Origin of the sequence: Azospira restricta, assembly GCF_016858125.1 — a bacterium.
Classification (GTDB): domain Bacteria; phylum Pseudomonadota; class Gammaproteobacteria; order Burkholderiales; family Rhodocyclaceae; genus Proximibacter; species Proximibacter restrictus.
Genome location: NZ_CP064781.1, coordinates 3,888,182 through 3,914,321, shown reverse-complemented (window position 1 = coordinate 3,914,321; position 26,140 = coordinate 3,888,182). Strand labels below are relative to the sequence as shown.

The window sequence follows — 26,140 nt, the reverse complement described above, 5'->3', positions numbered from 1 at the left end:
GCGGGAGCGCGAATGAACCATGTGGAACAAGCCGCAGCTGATGACCGCCGTCGCCGACCTGCTCTTCGCAGCGGCGACGGCCGCGCTGCTGGTGGCGGCCGCCGTCTGGTTCACGCGCCTGCCGCACTTCCGGCTGTCGCAGGTAGTGGTCACGCACGAGCTTTCCGAGGTGAAGCGCAGCGACGTCGAGCGCGCGATGGCCGGGCTGCTGCGCGGCAACTTCTTCAGCGTCAACGTCGAGGCCTTGCGCCAGTCGCTGGAGAAGCTGGCCTGGGTGCGCCATGCCGAGGTGCGCCGGCGCTGGCCGTCGGGGCTCGAGGTGCGCATCGAGGAACACCGGCCGGTGGCATTCTGGGGCGAGGGCACCGGGCAGCTGGTGAACACGCATGGCGAAGTGTTCGCGGCGGTGATGACGGCGCCGCAGCCGCTGCCGGTGCTGCACGGACCGCAGGCGGTGGCGGCCGAACTGCTCGCCTGGTACCGCGAATCGGCCGAGCTGCTGCAGCCGCTCGGGCGCGCGCCGCGCATGCTGACGATGTCGCCGCGGCTGGCGCTGCAGCTGCGGCTGGACGACGGCATGGTCGTCGAACTGGGGCGGCAGCAGGCGAAGGTGCCGCTGCGCGCGCGCCTGCAGCGTTTCGTCGACCACTACCCGAGCGTGCTGACGGTGGCCAGGGCGCGGCCGAGCGTCGTGGACATGCGGTACCCCAACGGATTCGCGCTGCGGCTTGCGGCGGCGCACGCAACTGAGAGCAAAGGGAAGCAATGAGCAGAGACAGCAAGGATCTGATCGTCGGGCTGGACATCGGCACCTCGAAGATCGTCGCGCTGGTCGCCGAGGTGACGCCGGAGGGCCGGCTGAACGTGATCGGCATCGGGTCGCAGGAATCGAAGGGGCTGAAGAAGGGGGTCGTGGTCAACATCGAGGAGACCGTCGGCGCGATCTCGCGCGTCGTGCAGGAAGTCGAGCTGATGGCCGACTGCAAGGTCAAGGACGTCTATACCGGGATCGCCGGCAGCCACATCCGCAGCTTCAACTCGAACGGCATGGTGGCGATCAAGGACAAGGAAGTGACGCCGATGGACGTCGATCGCGTGATCGAGACCGCGCGCGCGATGCCGATCCCGGCCGACCAGGAGATTCTGCACATCCTGACGCAGGAATTCATCATCGACGACCAGGACAGCATCCGCGAGCCGATCGGGATGAGCGGCTTCCGCCTCGAAGTGAAGGTGCACATCGTCACCGGCGCCGTGTCGGCGGCGCAGAACATCGTCAAGTGCGTGCGTCGCTGCGGCATCGAGGTGAACGACCTGGTGCTGCAGCCGCTGGCCTCGTCCTACGCGGTGCTGTCCGAGGACGAGAAGGATCTCGGCGTCTGCCTGGTCGACATCGGCGGCGGCACCACCGACATCGCGGTGTGGACGCAGGGCGCGATCCGCCACACCTCGGTGATCCCGATCGCCGGCGACCAGATCACCAACGACATCGCGATGGCGCTCAGGACGCCGACGCGCGAGGCCGAGGACATCAAGTGCCGGCATGGCTGCGCGCTGTCGCAGCTGGCCGATCCCGAGGAAGTGCTCGATGTCGCCGGCGTCGACGACCGGCCGAGCCGGAAGCTGTCGCGGCGTGCGCTCGCCGACGTCATCCAGCCGCGCGTCGAGGAGCTGTTCGAACTGATCCAGGCCGAACTGCGCCGCGCCGGCTTCGAGGAGGTGCTGTCGTCGGGCATCGTGCTCACCGGCGGCACCGCGGTGATGCCCGGCATGATCGAGCTCGGCGAGGAGATCTTCCACATGCCGGTGCGGCTGGGCTCGCCGAAGTATTCGGGCGCGCTCGCCGACGTCGTGCAGAGCCCGCGCTTCGCCACCGCCTACGGCCTGCTGCTGGAAGCGCAGACGCAGCACAAGCGCGGCCAGAAGGTGCACGAGACGCGCAATTTCAAGCAAGTGCTGGGACGGATGAAGTCCTGGTTCGAGAAGAATTTCTGATTAACAGGTTTTTTGCAGAGGAGGCCCCACCATGTTTGAAATCATCGACATCGAAGAAGTGACGAACGACAGTGGCACCGTGATCAAGGTCGTCGGCGTCGGCGGCGCCGGCGGCAACGCGGTTGACCACATGATCCGCGAGGGCGTGAATGGCGTCGATTTCATCGCCGCCAACACCGACGCGCAGGCCTTGAAGCGCAGCGGTGCCTCGATCAAGGTCCAACTCGGCAAGAGCGGCCTCGGCGCCGGCGCCAAGCCGGAAGCCGGCCGCAGCGCCGCGGTCGAGGAGCGCGAGCGCATCGCCGAGGCGCTGAAGGGGGCGCACATGGCCTTCATCACCGCCGGCATGGGCGGCGGCACCGGCACCGGCGCGGCGCCGATCGTCGCCGAAGTGGCGCGCGAACTGGGTATCCTGACAGTGGCCGTCGTGACCAAGCCGTTCGCCTTCGAAGGCAAGCGCATGAAGGTCGCCGAGGCCGGCCTGGCCGAACTGCAGAAGCAGGTCGATTCGCTGATCGTCATCCTCAACGACAAGCTGATGGAAGTGCTCGGCGACGACGTGTCGATGGACGATGCCTTCAAGGCCGCCGACAACGTGCTGCGCAACGCCGTCGGCGGCATCGCCGAGATCATCAACTTCCCCGGCTTGGTCAACGTCGACTTCGAGGACGTGCGCACGGTGATGGGCGAGATGGGCATGGCGATGATGGGCTCGGCCTCCTCCGCCGGCGTCGACCGCGCGCGCATCGCCGCCGAGCAGGCGGTCGCCTCGCCGCTGCTGGAGGGCATCAACCTGTCCGGCGCCAAGGGCGTGCTGGTCAACATCACCGCCACCCGCGGCCTGAAGATGAAGGAAGTGAACGAGGTGATGAACACCGTCCGTGAGTTCGCCGCCGACGACGCGCACATCATCTTCGGCGCGGTCTACGACGAGAACATGGGCGAGAACATCCGCGTCACCGTCGTCGCCACCGGCCTCGGCCAGGCACAGGCCAAGCGGCAGACCTTCGAGGTGATCAACACGCCGGTGCTGCAGGCGACCGGCACGCACGACGCGTCCGCCATGGTGTCGCCGGCGATCAACTACAACGACCTCGACAACGTGCCGGCGATCGTCAGGAAGCGCGGCAGCACGACGGTCGAGGCGCTCGCCAACAGCGGCGTCGATCGCTACGACATCCCCGCCTTCCTGCGCAAGCAGGCCGACTGAGCGACCGGCTGCGCTTGCTCATGCGTCGTTGCGGCCGGCCTTGCATGGCGCTGCCATGCGGCGGTCGCCCGCGCACCCCAAGGGTACTTCCTGCGGGGCGCCTCGCCTGAGCTGCGCTCGCACGGTCGTGGACAAGTTGTAACGAAGATGTAAAACCTCTGCAAAAGGGAAGGTGGCGCATGTTAAAATGCGCCGCTTTCCCATATTTTTCAGACACATGCTCAAGCAACGAACGCTCAAGACCCTGATTCGCGCGACCGGCGTCGGCCTCCATTCCGGCGAGCGCGTGAACATGGTGCTGCGTCCTGCCGCGCCCGATACCGGGATCGTCTTCCGCCGCGTCGACCTCGACGTGCCGGTCGACCTGCCCGCGTCGGCGGTCGCCGTCGGCGACACGCGCATGTGCTCCTGCCTGGAACGCGACGGCGTCAAGGTGGGAACGATCGAACACCTGATGTCCGCCTTCGCCGGGCTGGGCATCGACAACGCCTGGGTCGACCTGGATGCGGCGGAAGTGCCGATCCTCGACGGCAGCGCCGCGCCCTTCGTCTTCCTGATCCAGTCCGCCGGCATCGAGGAACAGGCGGCGGCGAAGAAATTCATCCGCGTCATCAAGCCGATCGAGGTCAGGGACGGCGACAAGTGGGCGCGCTTCACCCCCTACGACGGCTTCCGCCTGACCTTCTCTATCGTCTTCAACCATCCGGCGATCGACCGCACCGGCCAGGAAGTGACCGTGGACTTCGCCGAGAATTCCTACGTCCGCGAAGTGGCGCGCGCGCGCACCTTCGGCTTCATGCAGGAGGTCGAGTGGCTGCGCGAGAACGGGCTGGCCCAGGGCGGCGGCCTCGACAACGCGGTGGTGCTCGACGAGTACCGCGTGCTCAACGCCGACGGGCTGCGCTACGCCGACGAGTTCGTCAAGCACAAGGTGCTCGACGCGATCGGCGACCTCTACCTGCTCGGCCATCCGCTGCTTGCCGACTTCACCGCGCACAAGTCGGGGCACGCGCTGAACAACCAGCTGGCCCGCGCGCTGCTCGACGCGCGCGATTCGTGGGAGCTGGTCAGCTTCGACGAGGCCGCCGCGGCGCCGGCCGCCGTCTCGCGCTGGCTGGCGGCGAGCGCCGCCGCCTGAGTGATGTGCGCCGCACTTCACGAACAAGTGCCCTCGGGACGCGCCTGAATTCCGGCGGCGGCGACCGGTGCTGATCCTTCGCCTGCTCGCGGTCCTCGTCGTCATCTTCGTCGCCGGCGGCGTCGTCGCCTACCTGTTTACCGGCGACAGGAAATACATCCGTTTCTCCTGGCGGGTCTTCCGCTACGCGCTGATCGTCGCGTTGCTGGTGTTCGCGCTGATGATCCTCGAACGCGTTGCCGTCATTCCGCTTTAGCCGAGCGCGCGAGCAGCGTCTCGATCGCCTCGCGCAGCGGCGAGGGGCGCATCTCGTGGGCCAGCTCGGCGAGCTCGCGGCCGGCCCGCGCGGGCAGCAGGCGCTGCACCGGTGCCTTGGAATGGTCTGATATTTCAAGGGCTTGCACTTTTACCTGGACGCCGCTACACTCGACTCCCCGATTCGAGAATTCGCGCGCAAGCGTCGGCGCCATCTGCCGCAGCTTGACCGCAACCGCGCCGTTGTCGGCGTGGATAACGACCGTCCCCGACTTGTAATTGGCCACCCTGCTGGCCTGACCGAGATGTCCCGGCGCCGTGTGTTCATAGATGCGCGCCAGCTTCAGCAACAGCGCGGCATGCGCCATGAGCCGGCCGGCCCCGTCACCGTGCGACAGGTAGCTGTTGAGAGACTGGGGAGAATGGGCCATCCGATGTAGAGGAGGAGTGCAGCGAAGTGCATATTATTCTGGTCTCCAACCGCCTGGCAACCGCCAAGACCTTCGTCATCACGCCGCGCTTCGTGCTCGCCGCGGTGACCGTCTTCCTGGCGATGATGTTCGCCACCTCGGCGCTCTTTTCGTGGCTGTCGGTGCAGTTCCGGCTGCCTTTCCTCGAGCACATGGTGTTGTCGGTGCATAAGCAGGAGGTCGAGCGCAGCGACGCCTACATGCGCGACAACCTCAATGCGATGGCGGCGCGGCTCGGGCAGATGCAGGCCCAGCTGCTGCGCCTCGACTCGCTCGGCGAGCGGGTGTCGTCGCTGGCCGGCGTCAAGCCCGAGGATAAGCCGATCGACTTCCGCGGCGGCCAGGGCGGCCCGCTGTTGCTGGCGCAGCCACAGACGCCGGTCGAGTTCGGCCAGGCGCTCGACCGCCTGTCCCGCCATGTCGAGTACCGCCTCGACGCGCTGAGCGCGATGGAATCCCAGCTGCTCGACGAGAAGGTGCGCCGCTCGCTGCTGCCGACGATCACGCCGATCCAGGGCAACTACGTCGGCTCCGGCTTCGGCTGGCGCGTCGACCCGATCGTCGGCGCCGGCGCCATGCACGAAGGCATCGACTTCGTCGCCGACGTCGGCACGCCGGTGATCGCCGCGGCCGGCGGCGTCGTCGTCGTCGCCGAAAACCACCCGCAGTACGGCAACCTGATCGAGATCGACCACGGCAACGACTTCTCGACGCGCTACGCGCACCTGTCGAAGCTCGTGGTCAAGGACGGCCAGTTCGTCAAGCGCGGCCAGCACCTCGGCCTGTCCGGCAACACCGGCCGCTCGACCGGCCCGCACCTGCACTTCGAAGTCCGCTACAAGGGCGTCGCGCAGAATCCCTCGCGCTTCCTGCAGCAGGGTGGCCAGCTCGCGCAGGCGTCGCGCGGCCGCAGGTAATCCGCCCGCCTCCCGTGCCGGCGGCGCGTGCTGCCGGCATGGTAGAATCCGCGCTTTCCCGAATCCACGACCTCGGTCGTCTCCACGATGATTTCCGGCCTCCTCAAGAAGATTTTCGGCAGCCGCAACGACCGGCTGATCAAGCAGTATTCGCAGACCGTCAGGAAGATCAACGCGCTCGAAGCGCAGCTGGAAGTCCTTTCCGACGACGCGCTGCAGGCCAAGACCGGCGAGTTCAAGGCGCGCCTGGACCAGGGCGAGACGCTCGACGACCTGCTGCCGGAGGCCTTCGCCGTCGTCCGCGAGGCCGGCAAGCGCGTGCTCGGCATGCGCCACTTCGACGTGCAGCTGATCGGCGGCATGGTGCTGCACTACGGCAAGATCGCCGAAATGCGCACCGGCGAGGGCAAGACGCTGGTGGCGACGCTGCCCTGCTACCTCAACGCGCTGTCGGGCAAGGGCGTGCACGTGATCACCGTGAACGACTACCTGGCCAGCCGCGACGCCGAGTGGATGGGTCGGCTGCACCGCTTCCTCGGCCTCTCGGTCGGCTGCAACCTGTCGCAGATGGACCACGAGGCGAAGCAGGCGGCCTACGCCGCCGACATCACCTACGGCACGAACAACGAGTTCGGCTTCGACTACCTGCGCGACAACATGGTCTATTCGACCGGCGAGCGGGTGCAGCGTAGCCTGAACTTCGCCATCGTCGACGAGGTCGACTCGATCCTGATCGACGAGGCGCGCACGCCGCTGATCATCTCCGGCCAGGCCGAGGACCACACCGACCTCTACGTGCGCATGAACCAGGTGGCGCCGATGCTGGTGCGCTGCGCCGAGGAGAACGGCCCGGGCGACTACTGGGTCGACGAGAAGGGCCACCAGGTGCTGCTGACCGAGGAGGGCTACGAGCACGCCGAAGCGATCCTCGCCGAGCTCGGCATCCTGGAAGGCGGCCGCAGCCTCTACGAGGCGGCCAACATCCTGCTCATCCACCACCTGTACGCGGCGCTGCGCGCGCACAACCTGTTCCACAAGGACCAGCAGTACGTCGTGCAGAACGGCGAGATCATCATCGTCGACGAGTTCACCGGCCGCCTGATGGCCGGCCGCCGCTGGTCCGACGGCCTGCACCAGGCGGTCGAGGCCAAGGAAGGCGTCGCCATCCAGAACGAGAACCAGACGCTGGCGTCGATCACCTTCCAGAACTACTTCCGCATGTACGGCAAGCTCGCCGGCATGACCGGCACGGCCGACACCGAAGCCTACGAATTCCAGCAGATTTACGGCCTGGAGACGGTGGTCATCCCGACCAACAAGCCGGTCCAGCGCCAGGACTTCCACGACCAGATCTTCCGCACGACGCCGGAGAAGTTCAACGCGATCCTCGCCGATATCCGCGACTGCCACGGTCGCGGCCAGCCGGTGCTGGTCGGCACGACCTCGATCGAGAACTCGGAGATCCTGTCGCAGCTGCTCGACCAGGAGAAGCTGCCGCACCAGGTGCTGAACGCCAAGCAGCACGCGCGCGAAGCCGAGATCGTCGTCCAGGCCGGCCGGCCGGGGGTGATCACGATCGCCACCAACATGGCCGGCCGCGGCACCGACATCGTGCTCGGCGGCAACGTCGAGAAGGGCATCGCCGCGCTGAAGGACGACGAGAGTGTGCCGGCCGCGGAGAAGGAGGCGACGATCGCCGCCATGCGCGCGGAGTGGAAAGAATTGCACGAGCAGGTGCTCGCTGCCGGCGGCCTGCACATCATCGGCTCCGAGCGCCACGAGTCGCGGCGCATCGACAACCAGCTGCGCGGCCGCGCCGGCCGCCAGGGCGATCCCGGATCGTCGCGCTTCTACCTGTCGCTCGACGATCCGCTCCTGCGCATCTTCGCCGGCGAGCGCCTGAAGTCGATCATGGAGCGGCTGAAGATGCCGGAAGGCGAAGCGATCGAGCATCCGCTTGTCAGCCGCTCGCTGGAATCGGCACAGCGCAAGGTCGAGGGGCGCAACTTCGACATCCGCAAGCAGCTGCTCGAATACGACGACGTCGCCAACGACCAGCGCAAGGTGATCTACGCGCAGCGCAACGAGCTGCTCGAGACCGAGGACATCTCGGAGACGATCACCGCGATGCGCCACGGCGTCATCCATTCGATCTTCCGCACGCACGTGCCGGAGGAGTCGGTCGAGGAGCAGTGGGAGCTCGCCGCGCTGGAGAAGGCGCTGCAGGGCGAACTGATGCTGGCGGTGCCGGTGCAGGAATGGGTGAAGAGCGAGCCGAACCTCGGCGACGACGCAATCCTCGAACGCATCGTCGCCCAGGCCGACGCGGCCTATGCCGCCAAGGTCGAACTGGTCGGCGCCGAGAACTTCCACCAGTTCGAGCGCAACGTCATGCTGCAGAGCCTCGACACGCACTGGCGCGAGCACCTGGCGGCGCTCGACCACCTGCGCCAGGGCATCCACCTGCGCGGCTATGCGCAGAAGAACCCGAAGCAGGAGTACAAGCGCGAGGCCTTCGAACTGTTCGAGGGGCTGCTCGAGTCGGTGCGCAACGAGGTCACCCGCCTGCTGGTGACGGTGCAGATCCGCTCCGCCGAGGACGTCGAGGAAACCGCGCCGCACGCCGAGGTGCAGAACGTCCAATACCACCATGCCGACTACGCCGAGGCGCTCGGCAGCGGCGAAGGCGAAGGCGAAGGCGAAGCGGCAGCGGCGCCGCCGCCGGCGCAGGCCGGGCCCAAGGTCGGCCGCAACGACCCCTGCCCCTGCGGCTCGGGCAAGAAGTACAAGCACTGCCACGGCAAGCTGAGCTGACCCCCGGCTGCGGCCGAACCGAAGGCACAGGGCATGACGCGGATGCGTTATCCTCTGTGCCTTCGTCATTGATCGTCCCCGCACAATCTTCGTCTTTCCGGATCCGACCATGCCCGTCAATTACGCCACTCCCGCCCCCGCAGCCCTGTTCCCCGTCGCCGGCGTCCGCCTCGGCGTCGCCGAGGCCGGCATCCGCAAGGCCAACCGCCGCGACCTGACGCTGCTCGCGCTCGACGCCGGCGCCACCGTCGCCGGCGTGTTTACCGAGAACCGCTTCTGCGCGGCGCCGGTGCAGGTCTGCCGCCGCCATCAGGCCGGAGGCAACGAGATTCGCGCGCTGGTGATCAATACCGGCATCGCCAACGCCGGCACCGGCGAGCCGGGGCTGCAGGCGGCGGAACAGACCTGCGCCGCAGTGGCGCAGCTGCTCGGCGTCGCGGACGCGCAGGTGCTGCCGTTCTCGACCGGCGTCATCCTCGAACCGCTGCCGGTCGAGCGCCTGGTCGCCGGGCTGCCGGCGGCTGCCGCCGACCTCAAGGCCGACAACTGGCATGCCGCCGCGCACGGCATCATGACCACCGATACCGTCGCCAAGGCCGCCTCGCGCCGCATCGTCATCGACGGCAGGACGGTGACGTTGACCGGCATCTCCAAGGGCGCCGGCATGATCAAGCCGAACATGGCGACCATGCTCGGCTACCTCGCCACCGACGCCGGCGTCAGTCAGTCGTTGCTGCAGCAGCTGGTCAAGGAGGCCGCCGACGAGTCGTTCAACTGCATCACCGTCGACGGCGACACCTCGACCAACGACTCCTTCATCCTGATCGCCACCGGCCAATCCGGCGCCAGCTTCGCCGACGCCGCCGCGCCTGGCTACGCGCAGCTGCGCGAGGCGGTGATCGCCGTCGCCCGCGAGCTGGCGCAGGCCATCGTCCGCGACGGCGAGGGTGCGACCAAGTTCATCACCGTCGCCGTGCAGGGTGGCCGCGACCGCGACGAATGCCGCAAGGTCGGTTACGCGGTCGGTCACTCGCCGCTGGTAAAGACCGCCTTCTTCGCCTCCGACCCCAACCTCGGCCGCATCCTGGCCGCGATCGGCTACGCCGGTATCAATGATCTGGACGTCGACGGCATCCGCGTCTGGCTCGGCAGCGCCGGCGAGGAGACTCTCGTCGCCGAGCAGGGCGGGCGCGCCGCCAGCTACCGCGAGGAGGCCGGTGCGCACATCATGAAGGCGGCCGAGATCACCGTCCGCATCGACCTCGGGCGCGGCACGGCGGCGGCGAGCGTCTATACCTGCGATTTCTCCTACGACTACGTGAAGATCAACGCCGACTACCGGAGCTGAACGGTGCCCGAGATCCGCCGCGACCTGACCCGCACGATCCTGGCGATCGCCTGCATTGCCGGGCTGGTCGGGGCGTCGTTCTGGGTGCTGAAGCCCTTCCTCGGCGCGGCGGTGTGGGCAGCGATGCTGGTCGTCGCCACCTGGCCGCTGTTCCTGCAGATCGAGCGCCGCCTCGGCGGCCGCCGCAGCCTGGCGGTGACGATCATGGCCGTGGCGCTGCTGCTGCTGCTGGTCGTGCCGCTGTGGCTGGCGATCGATACGCTGGTCGACAACGCCGACCGCATCGCGACCTGGGCGCGGACGTTGGCCGAGCACGGCCTGCCGCCGCCGCCCGAATTCGTCCGGGCGCTGCCGCTGGTCGGCGAGAAGCTCGCCGCGCTGTGGCGCGACGTCGCTGCTGCCGGTCCGCAGGGCCTGCTCGGGCGGGCGACGCCGTACGCCGCGAACGTCGGCAGGTGGCTGGTCGCCGAAGCCGGCAGCCTGGGCGCCATGCTCGTCCAGTTCCTGCTCGTCGTCGTGCTGGCGGCGATCATGTACGGCAGCGGCGAGACGGCGGCCGGCAAGCTGCATCGCTTCGGCCGCCGGCTCGCCGGCGAGCGCGGCGAGAACGCGATCGTCCTCGCCGGCCAGGCGATCCGCGGCGTCGCGCTCGGCGTCGGCGTCACCGCGATCGTGCAGACGGTGCTCGGCGGCATCGGGCTGGCGGTCGCCGGCGTGCCGTTCGCCGGCTTCCTGTCGGCGCTGATGCTGATGATGTGCATCGCCCAGGTCGGGCCGATGGTCGTGCTGCTGCCGGCGGTCGGCTGGTTGTTCTGGGCCGGCGATACCGGCTGGGCGATCTTCCTGCTCGTCTGGAGCCTGATCGTCGGCACCCTCGACAATTTCCTGCGCCCGGCGCTGATCAAGCGCGGCGCCGACCTGCCGCTCTTGCTGATCTTCGCCGGCGTCATCGGCGGCATGCTCGGTTTCGGGCTGATCGGGCTGTTCATCGGCCCGGTCGTGCTGGCCGTGACCTATACCCTGCTCGAAGCCTGGATCGCCGACGCCCTTGGCCCGGCCGAGGACGCCGACGCAGCGTCAGACGCGGCTTAGCCGGATCAGCCGGAACCAGCCGCCGGCCAGCGCCGGCTGGTCGCGCTCCAGGCGCAGGCCAGCGGTCGCGCCGAGAACGTCCTCGAAGACGACGTCGAGTCGCGTCGCCAGCCGCCGCACCAGCGGATTCGCCAGCCGCCGCAGCAGCGCCGGCTGGCCGCTCCTCAGGAACTTGTCGAAGACCAGGACGCTGCCGCCGGGGCGCACGATGCGCGCCACTTCGGCGAGGCAGGCGTTCGGGTTCGGGACGACGGCGAGGATCAGGTGCAGTACGGCGTGGTCGAAGCTGGCGTCGGCAAAGGGCAGCGCGTGCGCGTCGCCCTGGACCGCCATGAAGTCGAGCCTGTCGGCGCGCGGCAGTGCGCGGCGCAGCATCGCGGCGGTGAGGTCGAGGCCGACGTAGGCGTGCTGGCGCGGCAGCAGCGGCAGGTCGAGTCCGGTGCCGACGCCGTTGACCAGCACCCGGCCGGGCGCCGCCGGCAGCTGCGCCAGACTGGCCCGGCGCGCGGCGCGCGTCGCCCGGTCGATCGCCGCGTCATAGAACGGGGCGATCAGCGTGTAGGAAGTCTGCAGCGTCAATGCAGCACGCGCGGGACGGCGAGCGTGAACTCGGGAATCTCGGCATCGAAATGCGTGCCGTCCTCGGCCACCATCTGGTAGCTGCCGCGCATCGTGCCGACCGGTGTCGGCAGCGCGCAGCCGCTGGTGTACTGGAAGCTCTCCCCGGGCTGCAGCAGCGGCTGCTGGCCGACGACGCCGATACCGCGCACTTCCTGTACCCGCTCCTCGGCGTCGGTGATGATCCAGTGGCGCGACACCAGTTGCGCTGCGACGCTGCCGACGTTGCGGATGGTGATCGTGTAGGCGAACACGTAGTGGTCGTCCTCCGGGTTTGACTGGTCGGCGATGAACTCGGGCGCGGGGCGGACTTCGATGGCGTACTTGCGGTCGCTCATGTCAGGGGGGATTCGTTGTCGGTGGTCGGGGGATTGCACACGAAAGCGCCGGGTAAGACAAGCCGGGCGGCTCGAGGTTCTTGCTAAAATCGCCGCTTCACCCACGGAGCCATCGCCATGCACGTCATCGCCCCCAGCATCCTCTCGGCCAACTTCGCCAAGCTCGGCGAGGAGGTGCAGAACGTCATCGCCGCGGGCGCCGACTGGATCCACTTCGACGTGATGGACAACCACTACGTGCCGAACCTGACCATCGGCCCATTGGTCTGCGAGGCGATCCGGCCGCTGACCAAGGCGCCGATCGACGTGCACCTGATGGTCAAGCCGGTCGACCGCATCGTGCCGGACTTCGCCAAGGCCGGCGCCGACATCATCACCTTTCACCCGGAAGCCTCCGAGCACGTCGACCGCACGCTCGGGCTGATCAGGGACAGCGGCTGCCAGGCCGGCCTGGTGTTCAATCCGGCGACGCCGCTCGAGCATATGGATTGGGTCATGGACAAGCTCGACCTGGTGCTGTTGATGAGCGTGAACCCCGGCTTCGGCGGCCAGAAGTTCATCCCGGCGACGCTGGAGAAGCTGCGCGCGGCGCGGGCGAAGATCGACGCCTATGCGGCGCGTACCGGCCGCCGCATCCGGCTCGAGGTGGACGGCGGCGTGAAGGTCGACAACATCGCCGAGATCGCCCGCGCCGGCGCCGATGCCTTCGTCGCCGGCTCGGCCGTCTATGGCGCCGGCCGGGATGCGGACCCGCACCGCTACGACTCGGTGGTCGCCGCGCTACGCGCCGAACTGGCCAAGGTCTGATGATCCGCGCGGTCACCTTCGACCTCGACGGCACGCTGCTCGACACCATCGCCGACCTCGCCGCCGCCTGCGATGCGACGATGGTCGAGCTGGGCCGGGCGCCGCACGGCGTCGACAAGGTCCGCCGCTTCGTCGGCAAGGGCATGGCGGTACTCGTCGAGCGCTGCCTGACCGCCGCCGACGGCCGGGCGCCGGATGCTGAACTGCTGGCCCGGGCGATCGCCGTCTTCCGCCGCCACTACGCCGTCGTCAACGGCCGCGCGGCGCGCGAATATCCGGGCGTGCGCGCGGGGCTCGAGGCCTTCCGCGCCTTGGGCCTGCCGCTCGGCCTCGTCACCAACAAGCCGGCCGCCTTCACCGGCCCGCTGCTCGAACGCACCGGGCTCGCCGACTTCTTCGTCGTCGCCGTGTCGGGCGACACCACGGCCAACAGGAAGCCGCATCCGGAGCCGATCCTGCACGCCTGCGCCATCCTCGGCGTTCGCCCGGAAGCGAACCTGCATATCGGCGACTCCGACAACGACCTGCTCGCCGCGCGCGCGGCCGGCTGCCGTGCCTTTGCCGTGCCCTACGGCTACACCGAGGAAGGCCCGGTGGACACGGCCAACTGCGATGCGCTAGTATCCGATCTGCTTGAAGCCGCGCGCCGCGTGGCCGAGATCAACCGACAGACCCTGCCCACATCGTGACCCGCAAGCCCTTCGTTATCCGGACGGAAATGGTCGCCGGCGCCTGGCGCCGCGAGTGGTGGCGTTCGCGCCAACACTGATACCTGCCGTCCGTCGCCGGGGCGGACAAGAACACACGAACCCCGGACCGAAAACGAAATTCCCGCTTGAGGGCATCATGACCGAAACCGAATTCAACGCGCTCGCCGCGCAGGGCTACAACCGCATTCCCGTCACGCTCGAGACCTTCGCCGATCTCGACACGCCGCTGTCCATCTACCTGAAGCTGGCCGACTCGCCGTATTCCTACCTGCTCGAATCGGTGCAGGGCGGCGAACGCTTCGGCCGCTACTCCTTCATCGGCATCTCCAGCCCGACGCGCATCGCGGTCTACGGCCACCAGGTGCTGGTGCTGACCGGCCAGCGCATCTCCGAACGCGAGGACGACACCAACCCGCTCGACTTCATCGAGAAGTTCATGGGCCGCTTCCGCGCGGCGCCGTCGTCGAACCTGCCGCGCTTCTGCGGCGGCCTGGTCGGCGCCTTCGGCTACGACACCGTGCGCTACGTCGAGACCAAGCTGACGCGCACGCAGAAAGAAGGCAAATTCGCGGGCGACCTCGGCACGCCGGACATCCTGCTCTTCCTCTCCGAGGAAATCGCCGTCGTCGACAACCTCTCCGGCAAGCTGACGCTGGTCGTCTACGCCGAGCCGGGCGTCCCCGGCGCCTTCCAGAAGGCGCGGGCGCGGCTGAAGGAATTGCTCGCCAAACTGCGTGCGCCGGTGCAGATTCCCGAGGAGAAGCCGACCGCCTCGCAGCCGGCGGTCTCGGTGTTCGGCGAGGCGGCGTTCAAGTCGGCGGTGGCCAAGGCCAAGCAGTACATCCGGGACGGCGACATCATGCAGGTGGTGCTGTCGCAGCGCATGACCAAGCCGTTCACGGCGAGCCCGCTGGCGCTCTACCGCGCGCTGCGCACGCTCAACCCGTCGCCGTACATGTTCTATTTCGATTGCGAGGACTTCCACATCGTCGGTGCCTCGCCCGAAATCCTCGTCCGCCTCGAGCACGAGGGCGGCGAGGGCATCGTCACCGTCCGCCCGATCGCCGGCACGCGCCGTCGCGGCGCGTCGCACGACGAGGACCTGGCGCTCGAGAAGGAACTGCTCGCAGACCAGAAGGAGCGCGCCGAGCACGTCCAGCTGCTCGACCTCGGTCGCAACGACGTCGGCCGCGTGGCGCAGGTCGGCGCGGTCAAGGTCACCGAGAACATGACCATCGAGCGCTACTCGCACGTGATGCACATCGTCTCCAACGTCGAAGGCAAGCTGCAGCCGGGCCTGAACGCGCTCGACGTGCTGAAGGCGACGCTGCCGGCCGGCACGCTCTCGGGCGCGCCGAAGGTGCGGGCGATGGAGATCATCGACGAACTGGAGCCGGTGAAGCGCGGCATCTACGGCGGCGCCATCGGCTACCTCGGCTTCCACGGCGACATGGATCTGGCGATCGCGATCCGCACCGCGGTGATCAAGGACGGCCAGCTCAACGTCCAGGCCGGTGCCGGCATCGTCGCCGACTCCGACCCGACCGCCGAATGGCAGGAAACCCAGAGCAAGGCCCGCGCCGTGCTGCGTGCCGCGGAAATGGCCGAGCACGGCCTCGACACCCGGATCGATTGAGGAGGGCGCTGCCATGCTGCTGATGATCGACAACTACGATTCCTTCACCTACAACCTCGTCCAGTATTTCGGCGAGCTCGGCCAGGAGGTGAAGGTGTTCCGCAACGACGCGATCTCGCTCGCCGAGATCGCGCGCCTGAAGCCCGATTACCTGGTGATCTCGCCCGGTCCCTGCGCGCCGGCGCAGGCCGGCATCTCGCTCGCCGCGATCCGCGAGTTCGCCGGCAAAATTCCGATCCTCGGCGTCTGCCTCGGCCACCAGTCGATCGGCGAGGCCTTCGGCGGCCGTATCGTGCACGCCAGGCAGCTGATGCACGGCAAGACTTCGCCGGTGCACCACGAGGACGTCGGCGTGTTCAAGGACTTGCCGAACCCGCTGACCTGCACCCGCTACCACTCGCTGGCGATCGAGCGCGAGACCTGCCCCGACTGCCTGGAGATCACCGCCTGGACCGACGACGGCGAGATCATGGGCGTGCGCCACAAGACGCTGGCTGTCGAGGGCGTGCAGTTCCATCCCGAATCGATCCTGACCGAGCGCGGTCACGACCTCTTGAAGAACTTCCTCGAGGAGCACGCCAAATGAAGCCGCAAGAAGCCCTGCAACGCGTCATCGAGCATCGCGAGATCTTCCACGACGAGATGGTGTCGCTGATGCGCCAGATCATGGGCGGCGAGGTGTCGCCGGTGCTGATCGCGGCGATCATCACCGGCCTGCGCGTGAAGAAGGAGACGATCGGCGAGATCGCCGCCGCCGCCTCGGTGATGCGTGAGCTGTCGACCAAGGTGACGGTGCAGGACGACAGCCGGCTGGTCGATACCTGCGGCACCGGCGGCGACGGCGCGCATACCTTCAACATCTCGACCGCCGCGATGTTCGTCGCGGCGGCGGCCGGCGCGCGCATCGCCAAGCACGGCGGCCGCTCGGTGTCCTCGCAGTCGGGCAGCGCCGACGTGCTGGAGGCGCTCGGCGCCAACATCATGCTCAACCCGGAGCAGGTCGCCACCTGCATCGACGAGCTGGGCCTCGGCTTCATGTTCGCCCCCAGCCACCACAGCGCGATGAAGCACGCGGCGCCGGTGCGCCGCGAGCTGGGCGTGCGCACGATCTTCAACATCCTCGGTCCGTTGACCAACCCGGCGAATGCGCCGCAGCAGGTGATGGGCGTCTTCCATCCCGACCTCGTCGGCATCCAGGTGCGCGTGCTGCAGCGTCTCGGCAGCAAGCGGGCGCTCACCGTCTTCGGTCGCGAAGGGCTCGATGAGATCTCGATCTCGGGCGAGACGCTGGTCGGCGAGCTGAAGGACGGCCGCGTCAGCGAATACGCGGTGCATCCGGAACAGTTCAACCTCGCCGTGCACGACCCGAAGGTGCTGCGCGTCGCCACCGTCGAGGAATCGAAGGCGATGCTGCTCGGCGCGCTGGAGAACAAGCTCGGCGCGCCGCGCGACATCGTCGCGCTGAACGCCGGCGCCAGCTTGTATGTTTCCGGCGTCGCCGGCTCCCTGGCCGACGGCGTCGACCTCGCCTTCGAGACCATCGCCTCCGGCGCCGCGCGTGCCAAGGTCGATGCCTTCGTCACCTTTACGAAGCAGTTCGCATGAGCGATATCCTGAAGAAAATCCTCGCCACCAAGCGCGAGGAAGTGGCCGCGGCGAGCGCGGTGAAGCCGCTGGCGGTGGTCCGCGCCGAAGCCGAGGCGCAGGCTCCGACACGCGATTTCGCCGGCGCGCTACAGGCCAAGGTCGCTGCCGGCCGGCCGGCGGTGATCGCCGAGATCAAGAAGGCCAGCCCGTCGAAGGGTGTGCTGCGCGCCGACTTCCGGCCAGCCGAGATTGCCGCGAGCTACGAGCGGCATGGGGCGGCATGTTTATCGGTGCTCACCGACCGCCAGTATTTCCAGGGCGCGCCCGACTACCTGCAGGCCGCTCGCGCTGCCTGTGCGCTACCGGTGCTGCGCAAGGACTTCCTCGTCGATCCGTACCAGGTCTACGAGGCACGGGCGATGGGCGCGGACGCCATCCTGCTCATCGTCTCGGCGCTGAGTCTGGCCGAAATGCGGGAGTTCGAAGCGATCGCCCACGGCCTCGGCATGTCGGTGCTGGTCGAGGTGCACGACGGCGACGAGCTGGAGCTGGCGCTGCAGCTGAAGACGCCGCTGGTCGGCATCAACAACCGCAACCTGCGCACCTTCGAAGTCAGCCTGCAGACGACGCTTGACCTGCTGCCGCGGATTCCAGCAGACAAGCTGGTGGTCACCGAGAGCGGCATTCTGGCGCCGGCCGATGTCGTGCTGATGCGGCGGAATGCCGTTAACGCTTTCCTCGTCGGAGAGGCTTTTATGCGTGCGGCTAAGCCGGGTGAGGCTTTGGCAGCGTTGTTCGCGTAACTGGTTTTTTACCTTAACCATGCATGATTACTCGAGCAGATTCAGTCGCGCGCTAAATTTGCATCAACAGGGGCTATTGGAGCCGGCCTACGCTGAATACCATAGTCTGCTTCGAACCAATCCGCGGGACATCAATGTCCTGAATTTTCTCGGAGTTTTGTGTTTTCAGCGTGGTGATCCGTCCGAGGCGGCTAAGTGCCTGAAGAAGTGCATCAAGTTGAAACCAGACTTCGCCGAGGCTCATTACAATCTGGGCCAAGGTCTCCTGAAAAGCGATGCTGTACCGTCAGCCATTGAAAGCTTGAAGCGAGCAGTTGCTCTGTCCAAGAATTACGTGGCGGCGCATCTTGCACTGTCTGAGGCTTTCAGTGTTCAAAAGCGTTATCGTGAAGCGCTCATTCATGCAGAGCGCGTCGTTGCTATCTCTCCTGATCACGTTGCCGGATGGGTGAATGTTGGCGTGATGAAGTTCGCCTTGGGGGATGTCGGGTCGGCACTGGCTGCCTGCGATCGCGCGTTGCACCTTCGCCAGGGGTTTCCTCCCGCCTTGCTTAACCGTGCCAGATTCTGCCGGGCACAAGGTGATTTGCAACAGGCCGTAGCCACCTTTCGTGATGTCGTCGGCGCTTATGGCAGTGACGTCGAGGTGTTGGTCGAGTTCTGCGAAACCCTTATTGAGGCAGGTCGCCCCGATGATGCGGTGGTGGTGAGCGAGCATGTCTTGAAATTGGACAGACAAAATGTTGCAGCTCATCTATTGCGAGGAAGATCTTTGCTTTCGCTTGACCGGGAAGGGGCGGCGGAGGCGTTTGCCATGGCGTGCGATTTGGCCCCGGGAGCACCGGACGCCTTGATGTGGCTAGGGGAGTGTCGTCGAAAGTATGGGGAGCTTGACGAGGCTGAACGCCTTTTTATGCGAGCCGCTGAATTGGCGCCTGATGATATACAGCCCAAGTATTCGCTGGCGGCGCTGTATGGTGACAAAGGGGACTTTGATCGCGCCTGCCAAGGATTTGACGATGTGCTCGCAATGTCTCCGGACAATTTGCCGGCAATCTCTGGAAAGCTTGCCGTTGGCTTGTATTCGGATACTTGCGACGCCGAAGAGAACATACGGCTTGCCCGAGAATATGGGCGGCTGGTCGAGCGGAATGTGGGGGCGCCGTTCTCGAGTTGGTCGGTTGAGGCGGACCCTGGCCGGTTAAAAGTCGGATTCGTGTCGGGTGATTTGCGCGAGCATTCGGTGGGGCACTTCCTTGAGGATTTCCTATCCTCGGTCGATCAGTCGCGTATTCAGCTCTACGCATATCCGACGCACCGGCGTGCCGACGAACTGACAGCACGTATCCTGCCGCATTTTTCAGCGTGGAAGCCGTTGTCCGGCATGACGGATCGGGCTGCGGCCGAAATGATTCGCGCCGACGGTATACATGTTCTCGTTGATCTATCCGGGCATTCACTGGATGGGCGTCTGCCCGTGTTTGCACTCAGGCCGGCGCCAGTACAGTGTTGTTGGCTCGGCTACTGTGCCACTACAGGTCTGTCGGCAATGGGGTATTACCTTGCGGATGCCTCGACACTGCCCTCCGAATTGGAGGCGCAGTTCGTTGAGAGGGTCTGGAGGATGCCGAGGAGTTATCTATGTTTCTCTCGGCCCCGAATTGATATTCCCGTTGCTCCCTTGCCGGCATTAGCTGCCGGCCGAGTTACTTTTGGCTCGTTTAATAATCTGTCGAAAATCGGCAGCCGCGTTGTGAAGGTTTGGTCGGACGTGCTTCATGCCGTTCCGAATAGCCGCCTGATTATTAAAGCAAGTCAGTTGCAGGATCCCGAGGCGTGCCGCATGACGCACGCGCGTTTCTCGGCTTGTGGTGTCGAACCCGGCCGTGTCCAGCTGCTAGGCCCGATAAATAGGCGGGCGGAACATCTTGCCGCCTACGGGGCGGTCGACATCGCGTTGGATACGTTCCCATACAACGGCGTTACGACTACTGCAGAGGCCCTGTGGATGGGGGTGCCGGTGCTTACGTTGGCCGGAAGCCGCTTTTTGTCGCGGCAAGGGATGGGTATTCTCGAAAGTGCGGGTCTTGGTGATTGGGTCGCCACAGACGAGTCTGTCTTCGTCGAGAAAGCGGCAGCATTTTCGAGCACCATCGAGCGGTTGGCAGAAACCCGTGCCTCGATGCGGGCACGCTTGTCCAGGTCCGCTGTTTTTCAGCCGGTAGATTTCGCCAAGGATTTCGAGAACGCGATGTGGGAAATGTGGCGGCAGGGCGGACAGTGATTCTTGTTGTATTGTTGCAACAAAGAGGCTGTTGTTGGGCGCCTTGAAGGCAAATGCTCGTTGCTCGGACGATTGCTGTTTGCCAGAATCCGTCCAACCCCTCATTTCAAGAGAGGTAAGCCCGGTTTTAGTGGCAACACGAAGAACCCGTCTTAATCACAGAGGAGAAATCTGATGCAAAAGAAACTGATCGCCCTGGCTGTCGCCGGTCTGGCTTCGACGGCTGCCTTCGCGCAGAGCAACGTTACCATCTACGGTGTTGCTGACGCCGGCTACGTGAACGCCAACGGCGACAACGGCCGCAACAATGCCTGGAACGGCATCGAGTCGGGCATCCTGGCTGGTTCGCGCCTCGGCTTCAAGGGTGAAGAGGCTCTCGGCAACGGTCTGAAGGCTGTGTTCACGCTGGAATACGGCCTGTCGCTGGACGCCAACGCCGGCGTCGGTACCGCCCTGGCTCGCCAGCAGTTCGTCGGTCTGAGCAGCGACAAGCTCGGCACCGTGACGCTCGGCCGTCAGTATGCTCCGGGCTACTTCACGCAAGTGCGCAACGACGCCTTCGCTGGCGCGAGCGTTGGCCCGCTGGCCGTCCTGAACACCGCTGCCGGCAACACCATCCAGGCCGCTTCGAACGCCCGCTGGAACAACTCGGCGGTCTACCAGTCGCCGACCTGGGCCGGCTTCAGCGTCCGCGGTATCTACAGCTACGGTGAGGCAGGCACGACTGCCGTTTCCGAGTCGAGCGGCTCGGTCGGCCAAGCCGGTCTCGGCCTGAACTACGCCAACGGCCCGCTGAACGTCGATCTGGCTTACCAGACCCGTCTGGATCAGGCCGCCTTCAGCGTTGCCGCCGGCACCGGCTACTGGGCCGGCACGGTGACCCGTACCGGCGGTCAGAACGGCAAGGATGTCGACGAGTGGATGCTCGGCGCCTCCTACGACTTCAAGGTCGTCAAGGTCTTCGCGTCCTATCAGGATCAGGATGACGACGTGAACACCTCTGCCGCCCAGTTCGGCAACAAGGTCTGGAGCGTTGGCGCGACCGTTCCGGTCTTCGGCAACGGCAAGCTCCACGCCAGCTACGCCAAGCTGTCGTGGGACCGTTCCGGCGCGGGTGATTCGAAGGCTTGGGGCCTGGGCTACACGCACGCCCTGTCGAAGCGCACCACGCTGTACACCACCTACACCTCGGTCAAGAACGACAACGACGCCCTGGTCGCCGCCGGCGCCGGCTACGTCTCCGCTCTTGACGAGCGTAACGGCACCTTCGCCGCGGGTATCAGCCACACGTTCTAATCTGACGTTCAGTCAGTTGGAAATGAAAACGGGCGCTTCGGCGCCCGTTTTGCTTTGGTGTGCTGGGGAAAACTTAAGAGGTAAGGGGCGGGGAGGCTGCCTGTTGCGACCGAAACGGGGGCGACGTGCCTGTCAGCCCAACAGGATCAGATTGTCCCGATGGATCAGTTCCGGCTCGTCGATGTAGCCGAGAATCGATTCGATGTCGCCGGAGCTCCTGCCGGCGATCAGCCGGGTTTCGCTGCTGGCGTAGTTGGTCAGGCCGCGGGCGAGTTCCTGGCCCTCCGGGGTGACGCAGGCAACTGCGGCGCCGCGTTCGAATTCCCCTTCCACGCTCTTGACGCCGACCGGCAGCAGGCTGCGGCCGTCGCGCAGTGCCTTGACCGCGCCCGCATCCAGGATCAGTTTGCCGACCAACTGCAGGTGGTCGGCCAGCCATTGCTTGCGCGCGGCGAGCGGCTGCGTGCCGGCGACGAGCAGGGTGCCGATCGCCTCGCCGGCGGCCAGTCGCGGCATCACGTCGGGCTCGCGGCCGCTGGCGATCGCCGTGTGCGCGCCGCTGCGCGCGGCGCGCTTGGCGGCGAGTACCTTGGTGATCATGCCGCCCTTGCCGATCGAGGTGCCGGCGCCGCCGGCCATCGCCTCCAGTCGCGCCTCGCCGGCGGCGGCCTCGCCGATCAGCGTCGCGTTCGGGTCCTTGCGCGGATCGGCGGTGTACAAGCCGGGCTGGTCGGTGAGGATGATCAGCGCCTCGGCCTCGACCAGGTTGGCGACCAGTGCGCCGAGCGTGTCGTTGTCGCCGAATTTGATTTCGTCGGTGACGACGGTGTCGTTCTCGTTGATGATCGGCACCACCCCGAGTTGCAGCAGTGTCGTCAGCGTCGAACGTGCGTTCAGATAGCGCTTGCGGTCGGCGAGGTCGTCGTGCGTGAGCAGAACTTGCGCGGTGGCGAGGCCGTGTTTCGCAAAGGCGCTTTCATAGACCTGCGCCAGCCCCATCTGGCCGACCGCGGCGGCGGCCTGCAGTTCGTGGACGGCGTGCGGCCGCTTGCTCCAGCCGAGCCGCTGCATGCCGCAGGCGATCGCGCCCGAGGAGACCAGCACCACCTCCTTGCCCTGCTTGCGCAGCACGGCGATCTGCCGGGCCCATTCGCCGATCGCAGCGAGGTCGAGGCCGGTGCCGTTGTTGGTGACGAGGGCGGAGCCAACCTTGACGACCAGTCGGCGGGAAGCGGCAAGGCGGGTGGGAGTCATTCGTCGATGGCGGAGTCGGTGGTGGCGTTCGGATCGGATTCGTCGGCGTTCGGTTCTGCCGAGGGCGACGGCTGCAGCGCCTGCAGTGCGTCGTAAATGGCATAGACCACCGGCCGGCAGCCGTCGCCGCTGATCGCGGCGATGCCGAACCAGGGGCCGTCGTGGCCGTATTCGTCGAGGAAGGACTGGATGCGCGCATCGCGTTCCTCCTCGGGAATCAGGTCGAGCTTGTTCAGGATCAGCCAGCGCGGCTTCGCGGCGAGCTCGGGGCTGTACTTCTCGAGTTCGCCGACGATCGCGCGCGCGTCGCGCACCGGGTCGGCCTCGGGGTCGAGCGGCGCCAGGTCGACGATGTGCAGCAGCAGCCGCGTGCGGGAGAGGTGCTTGAGGAAGCGGATGCCGAGGCCGGCGCCATCGGCGGCGCCCTCGATCAGCCCCGGTACGTCGGCGATGACGAAGCTCTTGTTCTCGTCGACGCGGACGACGCCGAGGTTCGGGTGCAGCGTCGTGAACGGATAGTCGGCGACCTTCGGCCGGGCTGCCGAGACGGCGCGGATGAAGGTGCTTTTCCCCGCGTTGGGCAGGCCGAGCAGGCCGACGTCGGCGAGCACCTTCAGTTCCAGCTTGAGGTCCAGTTCTTCGCCCGGCTCGCCCTTGGTGCTTTGCCGCGGCGCGCGGTTGGTCGAGGATTTGAAGTGGATGTTGCCGAGCCCGCCGCGCCCGCCGCGGGCGATGACGATGCGCTTGTCGTGCGTGTCGAGGTCGGCGATCACCTCGTCGGTGGCGGCATTGCTGATCACCGTGCCGACCGGCATGCGCAGCACGATGTCCTCGCCGGCCTTGCCGTAGCAGTCGGCGGTGCCGCCATTCTCGCCGCGCTGGGCGAGGAATTTGCGCGTGTAGCGGTAATCGATCAGCGTGTTGATGTTGCGGTCGGCGACGACGATGACGCTGCCGCCCTTGCCGCCGTCCCCGCCGTCGGGGCCGCCCTTGGGGATGTATTTCTCGCGGCGGAACGAAACCATGCCGTTGCCGCCGTCGCCGGCAGCCACGTAGATCTTGGCTTCGTCGATGAACTTCATTTTTCGTCTCTCAGTAACAAAAAAGCCCTATCGCACGGATAGGGCTTTTTGCGAGTCAGCGTGCGCCTCGCCGGTCGATCACTCGGCGGCGGGAACGATGCTCACGGTGCGGCGCTTCTGAGCGCCCTTGATCGCGAACTGGACGCGGCCCTCGACCAGCGCGAACAGCGTGTGGTCCTTGCCGATGCCGACGTTCTCGCCCGGGTGGAACTCGGTGCCGCGCTGGCGAACGATGATGTTGCCGGCAGCGACCAACTGGCCGCCGTAGCGCTTCACGCCAAGGCGTTTCGATTCCGATTCGCGGCCGTTACGGGAACTGCCGCCAGCTTTTTTGTGTGCCATGTTTCAGACTCCTTGCTTCTGGCCAGCGCTTACGCGTTGATCGCGTCGATGCGCAGTTCGGTGAAATACTGGCGATGCCCCTGGTGCTTCTGGTAGTGCTTGCGGCGGCGCATCTTGAAGATCTTGACCTTGTCGTGACGGCCCTGGGCCAGCACGGTGGCCTTCACCGTGGCTCCGGCAACGAGCGGGGCGCCGATCTTCACGGACTCGCCTTCACCTACCATCAGGATCTGGTCAAGCGTGATTTCTGCGCCAACGTCCGCCGGTATCTGTTCTACTTTAAGTTTTTCGCCAGCGGCAACGCGATACTGCTTGCCACCGGTTTTTACGACCGCGTACATGTTGGACTCCATACAGAACGTGAAACGAAGAACCGCGCATTATACGGATTTTTCGCGCCGCGTCAAAGGCTTGCTTGAGATTCTGCGGAGCCTCAGGGAAGCCGGCCGGCGGCGACCATGCGGTTGAACAGCACGGTCGTCGGCAGCCAGCCGACGAGGTCGTCGAACTCGCCGCCGGCGCCCGCGGCGGCGGGTGTGCGGACGATGAACAGCGTCGTCGCGCTGTCGTTGCGATCCTCGTCCGCATTGGTTGCCGAGGCGTCGCCGACTGCCGTCCCGTCGGCCCGCGTTCCCCAGTTGTTCTTGCCGGCCGAGTAGACGACGGCCGGCGCACAGGGATTGGCGGCGGAACAGGCGCTGGCGTTGCCGACCTGATAGACCAGGTTGCCCGCCCCGTCGCGCGACTGGAGTTTCTTGGTGGCCGGGGTCGCCAGCGTGAACCCGGCGTTGGCGAAGGCCGGCGTGACGCTGTAGCGCAACAGCTTGCCCCAGCCGTCGGTGTGGCGGACGCCCAGCGTCTGCCATGGCAGGAAGCCGGTGCAGGCGGTCTCGCTGGCGCAGGCGACCGGCGCCTCGGCGCCGTCGACCGCCGACGTGGCCGGTCGCGGCAGGCGCCCGTTGGCGACGGCGAAACCGATCAGCGCTTCCTGCGCCTCGGCCAGCGCCTGCCGCGTCTCGTGCTCGTTGCGCTGGTCGAGCTGCGCGCCGAGCAAGGGCAGCAGCATTGTCAGCAGCAGGCCGACGATGGTCAGCACGATCGCGACCTCAGTCAGCGTGAAGCCGCGGCGATGGCGTCCGGGCGGATGGTGCTGGTTCATCGGCAAGGGACTCCCGGACAGGGAACCACGTCCGCGTGCAGGTCGCCGAGGCTCAGTCGCGCCGCGGCCGGACCGAGGCGTTCGTAGACGATCAGCTCGAGCCAGCGGTTCTTCTCGAGCCAGTCTGCCGGCTGTCTAGCCGGTGGCGGCGCGCTGAGCAGATGGATGTCCCGTTGGGGAAGGCGTCCGCTGACGCGCCCGGTGTCGCCGTGGCCGTCACCGTCGGCATCGGCCCACGGGAAAGCCTGCGGTGCGGCGCTGGCGTGGTAATAGTGCCGCAAGCCGTAGGTCGGCGGCGCCGTCGGCGTCGCGGGGCCGCGAATTTCGGCGAGCACCCGTTTGCCGACGATGCGGAACAGCTCGTCGCGGGAGATCGGCAGCAGGCGGTCGTTGAACGCGGCGGATGCCGGGCCGTTCGTGTAGGCCGCGTCGCCGTCGGCGTTGCCGCCCTCGAGATAGTCGGCGACGGCGTTGCCCGGGCGGCGCTGTGCCGCCAGCGGCGGACCCGGTGCGAAGACGATGGCGGCGATGTCCGGCTGGTCGTCTGCGCGCAACTCGGGCGTCGTCCGGCTGTTGATCCGCGCGCTGTCGTCGTCGCGCAACGCCGGCGCCAGCGCGTACCACAGCAGTTCGCCGTGGCCGTCGCGCAGCTCGCCGGTACGCAGCGTCTTCCACGGGAAGCGGCCGAGATAGGTCGGGCAGTGGTTGCCGCGCAGCAGCGGCACTTCGCCGCTGGCATCCTCGGCCGGGCAGGGCAGCGCGCCCGGCCGGTTGTCGTCGACGGCGGCGCGGCCGATCAGGGCCGCCTTGGCGCGCGCCAGCGCCGCCTGGCTGCCGCGCTCGGCGGCCTGGCGCGCATCGCCCGCTGTGAGCCGGCCAAGCAGCAGCGACAGGCCGCCGCCGAGCAGCGCCAGCAAGGCCAGCAGCAGCGCGGCGCCGGCCTCCCGCCGAGGTGCGGGCGGCCTCGGGCGTGTTCGCATTCGAT

The 26,140-nt window shown here is 66.9% G+C and carries 26 protein-coding genes; 17 read left to right on the top strand and 9 right to left on the bottom strand.

Annotated elements, in window-relative coordinates:
• Positions 1-19: 19 nt before the first annotated feature.
• The 5 genes from IWH25_RS18645 to IWH25_RS18625 all read left to right on the top strand — a co-directional run bounded on the left by IWH25_RS18645 (position 20) and on the right by IWH25_RS18625 (position 4,599).
• A complete protein-coding gene (locus IWH25_RS18645) occupies positions 20-769 on the top strand; it encodes a cell division protein FtsQ/DivIB (protein ID WP_203387259.1) in 750 nt (249 codons plus the stop codon).
• Positions 766-1,995, top strand: a complete 1,230-nt coding sequence (gene ftsA, locus IWH25_RS18640; protein WP_203387258.1) for a cell division protein FtsA — start codon at positions 766-768, stop codon at positions 1,993-1,995. Before IWH25_RS18645 ends, ftsA begins: the two co-directional genes overlap by 4 nt.
• A gap of 31 nt (positions 1,996-2,026) precedes the next feature.
• Positions 2,027-3,205 (top strand): cell division protein FtsZ, encoded by a 1,179-nt coding sequence (gene ftsZ, locus IWH25_RS18635; RefSeq protein WP_203387257.1) that lies wholly within the window; start codon positions 2,027-2,029, stop codon positions 3,203-3,205.
• 217 nt (positions 3,206-3,422) lie between these two features.
• A complete protein-coding gene (gene lpxC / locus IWH25_RS18630) occupies positions 3,423-4,343 on the top strand; it encodes a UDP-3-O-acyl-N-acetylglucosamine deacetylase (protein WP_203387256.1) in 921 nt (306 codons plus the stop codon).
• A 67-nt stretch (positions 4,344-4,410) separates the two neighbouring features.
• A complete protein-coding gene (locus IWH25_RS18625; RefSeq protein ID WP_203387255.1) occupies positions 4,411-4,599 on the top strand; it encodes a hypothetical protein in 189 nt (62 codons plus the stop codon).
• On the opposite strand, the gene IWH25_RS18620 is transcribed toward IWH25_RS18625, so the two are convergent.
• Positions 4,586-4,966 carry a DciA family protein gene (locus IWH25_RS18620; protein WP_203387254.1) on the bottom strand — a complete coding sequence of 127 codons (381 nt, stop codon included), beginning with the start codon at positions 4,964-4,966 and terminating at the stop codon, positions 4,586-4,588. The genes IWH25_RS18625 and IWH25_RS18620 overlap by 14 nt on opposite strands.
• A gap of 89 nt (positions 4,967-5,055) precedes the next feature.
• On the opposite strand from IWH25_RS18620, the gene IWH25_RS19260 reads away from it, so the two are divergent.
• The 4 genes from IWH25_RS19260 (at position 5,056) to ydiK (ending at position 11,239) form a co-directional block, all read left to right on the top strand.
• Positions 5,056-5,985 carry a M23 family metallopeptidase gene (locus IWH25_RS19260; protein ID WP_203387253.1) on the top strand — a complete coding sequence of 310 codons (930 nt, stop codon included), beginning with the start codon at positions 5,056-5,058 and terminating at the stop codon, positions 5,983-5,985.
• 87 nt (positions 5,986-6,072) lie between these two features.
• On the top strand, positions 6,073-8,799 hold the full coding sequence (gene secA, locus IWH25_RS18610) for a preprotein translocase subunit SecA (RefSeq protein WP_203387252.1): 2,727 nt from the start codon (positions 6,073-6,075) through the stop codon (positions 8,797-8,799).
• A gap of 109 nt (positions 8,800-8,908) precedes the next feature.
• Entirely contained in the window at positions 8,909-10,147 is a 1,239-nt protein-coding gene (gene argJ, locus IWH25_RS18605; protein WP_203387251.1) for a bifunctional glutamate N-acetyltransferase/amino-acid acetyltransferase ArgJ, read from the top strand.
• A gap of 3 nt (positions 10,148-10,150) precedes the next feature.
• Positions 10,151-11,239 carry an AI-2E family transporter YdiK gene (gene ydiK, locus IWH25_RS18600; RefSeq protein ID WP_203387250.1) on the top strand — a complete coding sequence of 363 codons (1,089 nt, stop codon included), beginning with the start codon at positions 10,151-10,153 and terminating at the stop codon, positions 11,237-11,239.
• Here the strand turns inward: ydiK and IWH25_RS18595 are convergent.
• Positions 11,225-11,818 (bottom strand): class I SAM-dependent methyltransferase, encoded by a 594-nt coding sequence (locus tag IWH25_RS18595; protein WP_203387249.1) that lies wholly within the window; start codon positions 11,816-11,818, stop codon positions 11,225-11,227. The two genes, ydiK and IWH25_RS18595, sit on opposite strands and share 15 nt — an antisense overlap.
• Positions 11,815-12,195 (bottom strand): Co2+/Mg2+ efflux protein ApaG, encoded by a 381-nt coding sequence (apaG, locus tag IWH25_RS18590; RefSeq protein ID WP_203387248.1) that lies wholly within the window; start codon positions 12,193-12,195, stop codon positions 11,815-11,817. Before apaG ends, IWH25_RS18595 begins: the two co-directional genes overlap by 4 nt.
• A gap of 117 nt (positions 12,196-12,312) precedes the next feature.
• Between apaG and rpe the strand changes: the two genes are divergently transcribed.
• The 8 genes from rpe (at position 12,313) to IWH25_RS18550 (ending at position 21,318) form a co-directional block, all read left to right on the top strand.
• Positions 12,313-13,002, top strand: a complete 690-nt coding sequence (gene rpe / locus IWH25_RS18585; protein ID WP_203387247.1) for a ribulose-phosphate 3-epimerase — start codon at positions 12,313-12,315, stop codon at positions 13,000-13,002.
• Positions 13,002-13,691 (top strand): phosphoglycolate phosphatase, encoded by a 690-nt coding sequence (locus IWH25_RS18580; RefSeq protein WP_203387246.1) that lies wholly within the window; start codon positions 13,002-13,004, stop codon positions 13,689-13,691. Before rpe ends, IWH25_RS18580 begins: the two co-directional genes overlap by 1 nt.
• A gap of 157 nt (positions 13,692-13,848) precedes the next feature.
• Positions 13,849-15,348, top strand: coding sequence for an anthranilate synthase component I (trpE, locus tag IWH25_RS18575; RefSeq protein ID WP_203387245.1), 1,500 nt, complete (start codon positions 13,849-13,851; stop codon positions 15,346-15,348).
• Positions 15,349-15,361: 13 nt separating this feature from the next.
• A complete protein-coding gene (locus IWH25_RS18570; RefSeq protein ID WP_203387244.1) occupies positions 15,362-15,934 on the top strand; it encodes an aminodeoxychorismate/anthranilate synthase component II in 573 nt (190 codons plus the stop codon).
• Entirely contained in the window at positions 15,931-16,953 is a 1,023-nt protein-coding gene (gene trpD, locus IWH25_RS18565) for an anthranilate phosphoribosyltransferase (protein WP_203387243.1), read from the top strand. Before IWH25_RS18570 ends, trpD begins: the two co-directional genes overlap by 4 nt.
• Complete coding sequence (gene trpC, locus IWH25_RS18560; protein ID WP_203387242.1) at positions 16,950-17,738, top strand: indole-3-glycerol phosphate synthase TrpC; 789 nt, start codon at positions 16,950-16,952, stop codon at positions 17,736-17,738. Before trpD ends, trpC begins: the two co-directional genes overlap by 4 nt.
• The gene (locus tag IWH25_RS18555) at positions 17,710-20,022 is read left to right on the top strand and encodes an O-linked N-acetylglucosamine transferase family protein (RefSeq protein ID WP_203387241.1); all 2,313 of its coding nucleotides are present in this window, start codon (positions 17,710-17,712) and stop codon (positions 20,020-20,022) included. Before trpC ends, IWH25_RS18555 begins: the two co-directional genes overlap by 29 nt.
• Before the next feature lie 174 nt (positions 20,023-20,196).
• Positions 20,197-21,318 (top strand): porin, encoded by a 1,122-nt coding sequence (locus tag IWH25_RS18550; protein ID WP_203387240.1) that lies wholly within the window; start codon positions 20,197-20,199, stop codon positions 21,316-21,318.
• A 132-nt stretch (positions 21,319-21,450) separates the two neighbouring features.
• Here IWH25_RS18550 and proB read toward each other — a convergent pair whose 3' ends face one another.
• The 6 genes from proB to IWH25_RS18520 form a co-directional block, all read right to left on the bottom strand.
• Positions 21,451-22,572, bottom strand: coding sequence for a glutamate 5-kinase (proB, locus tag IWH25_RS18545; RefSeq protein ID WP_203387239.1), 1,122 nt, complete (start codon positions 22,570-22,572; stop codon positions 21,451-21,453).
• The gene (cgtA, locus tag IWH25_RS18540; protein ID WP_203387238.1) at positions 22,569-23,654 is read right to left on the bottom strand and encodes an Obg family GTPase CgtA; all 1,086 of its coding nucleotides are present in this window, start codon (positions 23,652-23,654) and stop codon (positions 22,569-22,571) included. The genes proB and cgtA overlap by 4 nt, the downstream gene beginning before the upstream one ends.
• 78 nt (positions 23,655-23,732) lie before the next feature.
• Positions 23,733-23,996 carry a 50S ribosomal protein L27 gene (gene rpmA, locus IWH25_RS18535; protein ID WP_203387237.1) on the bottom strand — a complete coding sequence of 88 codons (264 nt, stop codon included), beginning with the start codon at positions 23,994-23,996 and terminating at the stop codon, positions 23,733-23,735.
• A gap of 29 nt (positions 23,997-24,025) precedes the next feature.
• Positions 24,026-24,337, bottom strand: coding sequence for a 50S ribosomal protein L21 (rplU, locus tag IWH25_RS18530; RefSeq protein WP_203387236.1), 312 nt, complete (start codon positions 24,335-24,337; stop codon positions 24,026-24,028).
• A 92-nt stretch (positions 24,338-24,429) separates the two neighbouring features.
• A complete protein-coding gene (locus tag IWH25_RS18525; protein ID WP_203387235.1) occupies positions 24,430-25,155 on the bottom strand; it encodes a type II secretion system protein in 726 nt (241 codons plus the stop codon).
• Complete coding sequence (locus IWH25_RS18520) at positions 25,152-26,135, bottom strand: hypothetical protein (protein ID WP_203387234.1); 984 nt, start codon at positions 26,133-26,135, stop codon at positions 25,152-25,154. The genes IWH25_RS18525 and IWH25_RS18520 overlap by 4 nt, the downstream gene beginning before the upstream one ends.
• Between the last annotated feature and the right edge of the window lie 5 nt (positions 26,136-26,140).

Bases quoted from the DNA above. Each gene is read 5' to 3' on its own strand.
- IWH25_RS18645 (WP_203387259.1), top strand. From the start codon at position 20: ATGTGGAACAAGCCGCAGCTGATGACCGCCGTCGCCGACCTGCTCTTC.
- ftsA (WP_203387258.1), top strand. From the start codon at position 766: ATGAGCAGAGACAGCAAGGATCTGATCGTCGGGCTGGACATCGGCACC.
- ftsZ (WP_203387257.1), top strand. From the start codon at position 2,027: ATGTTTGAAATCATCGACATCGAAGAAGTGACGAACGACAGTGGCACC.
- lpxC (WP_203387256.1), top strand. From the start codon at position 3,423: ATGCTCAAGCAACGAACGCTCAAGACCCTGATTCGCGCGACCGGCGTC.
- IWH25_RS18620 (WP_203387254.1), bottom strand. From the start codon at position 4,966: ATGGCGCATGCCGCGCTGTTGCTGAAGCTGGCGCGCATCTATGAACAC.
- secA (WP_203387252.1), top strand. From the start codon at position 6,073: ATGATTTCCGGCCTCCTCAAGAAGATTTTCGGCAGCCGCAACGACCGG.
- argJ (WP_203387251.1), top strand. From the start codon at position 8,909: ATGCCCGTCAATTACGCCACTCCCGCCCCCGCAGCCCTGTTCCCCGTC.
- apaG (WP_203387248.1), bottom strand. From the start codon at position 12,195: ATGAGCGACCGCAAGTACGCCATCGAAGTCCGCCCCGCGCCCGAGTTC.
- rpe (WP_203387247.1), top strand. From the start codon at position 12,313: ATGCACGTCATCGCCCCCAGCATCCTCTCGGCCAACTTCGCCAAGCTC.
- IWH25_RS18580 (WP_203387246.1), top strand. From the start codon at position 13,002: ATGATCCGCGCGGTCACCTTCGACCTCGACGGCACGCTGCTCGACACC.
- trpE (WP_203387245.1), top strand. From the start codon at position 13,849: ATGACCGAAACCGAATTCAACGCGCTCGCCGCGCAGGGCTACAACCGC.
- IWH25_RS18570 (WP_203387244.1), top strand. From the start codon at position 15,362: ATGCTGCTGATGATCGACAACTACGATTCCTTCACCTACAACCTCGTC.
- trpD (WP_203387243.1), top strand. From the start codon at position 15,931: ATGAAGCCGCAAGAAGCCCTGCAACGCGTCATCGAGCATCGCGAGATC.
- trpC (WP_203387242.1), top strand. From the start codon at position 16,950: ATGAGCGATATCCTGAAGAAAATCCTCGCCACCAAGCGCGAGGAAGTG.
- IWH25_RS18550 (WP_203387240.1), top strand. From the start codon at position 20,197: ATGCAAAAGAAACTGATCGCCCTGGCTGTCGCCGGTCTGGCTTCGACG.
- proB (WP_203387239.1), bottom strand. From the start codon at position 22,572: ATGACTCCCACCCGCCTTGCCGCTTCCCGCCGACTGGTCGTCAAGGTT.
- cgtA (WP_203387238.1), bottom strand. From the start codon at position 23,654: ATGAAGTTCATCGACGAAGCCAAGATCTACGTGGCTGCCGGCGACGGC.
- rpmA (WP_203387237.1), bottom strand. From the start codon at position 23,996: ATGGCACACAAAAAAGCTGGCGGCAGTTCCCGTAACGGCCGCGAATCG.
- rplU (WP_203387236.1), bottom strand. From the start codon at position 24,337: ATGTACGCGGTCGTAAAAACCGGTGGCAAGCAGTATCGCGTTGCCGCT.
- IWH25_RS18525 (WP_203387235.1), bottom strand. From the start codon at position 25,155: ATGAACCAGCACCATCCGCCCGGACGCCATCGCCGCGGCTTCACGCTG.
- IWH25_RS18520 (WP_203387234.1), bottom strand. From the start codon at position 26,135: ATGCGAACACGCCCGAGGCCGCCCGCACCTCGGCGGGAGGCCGGCGCC.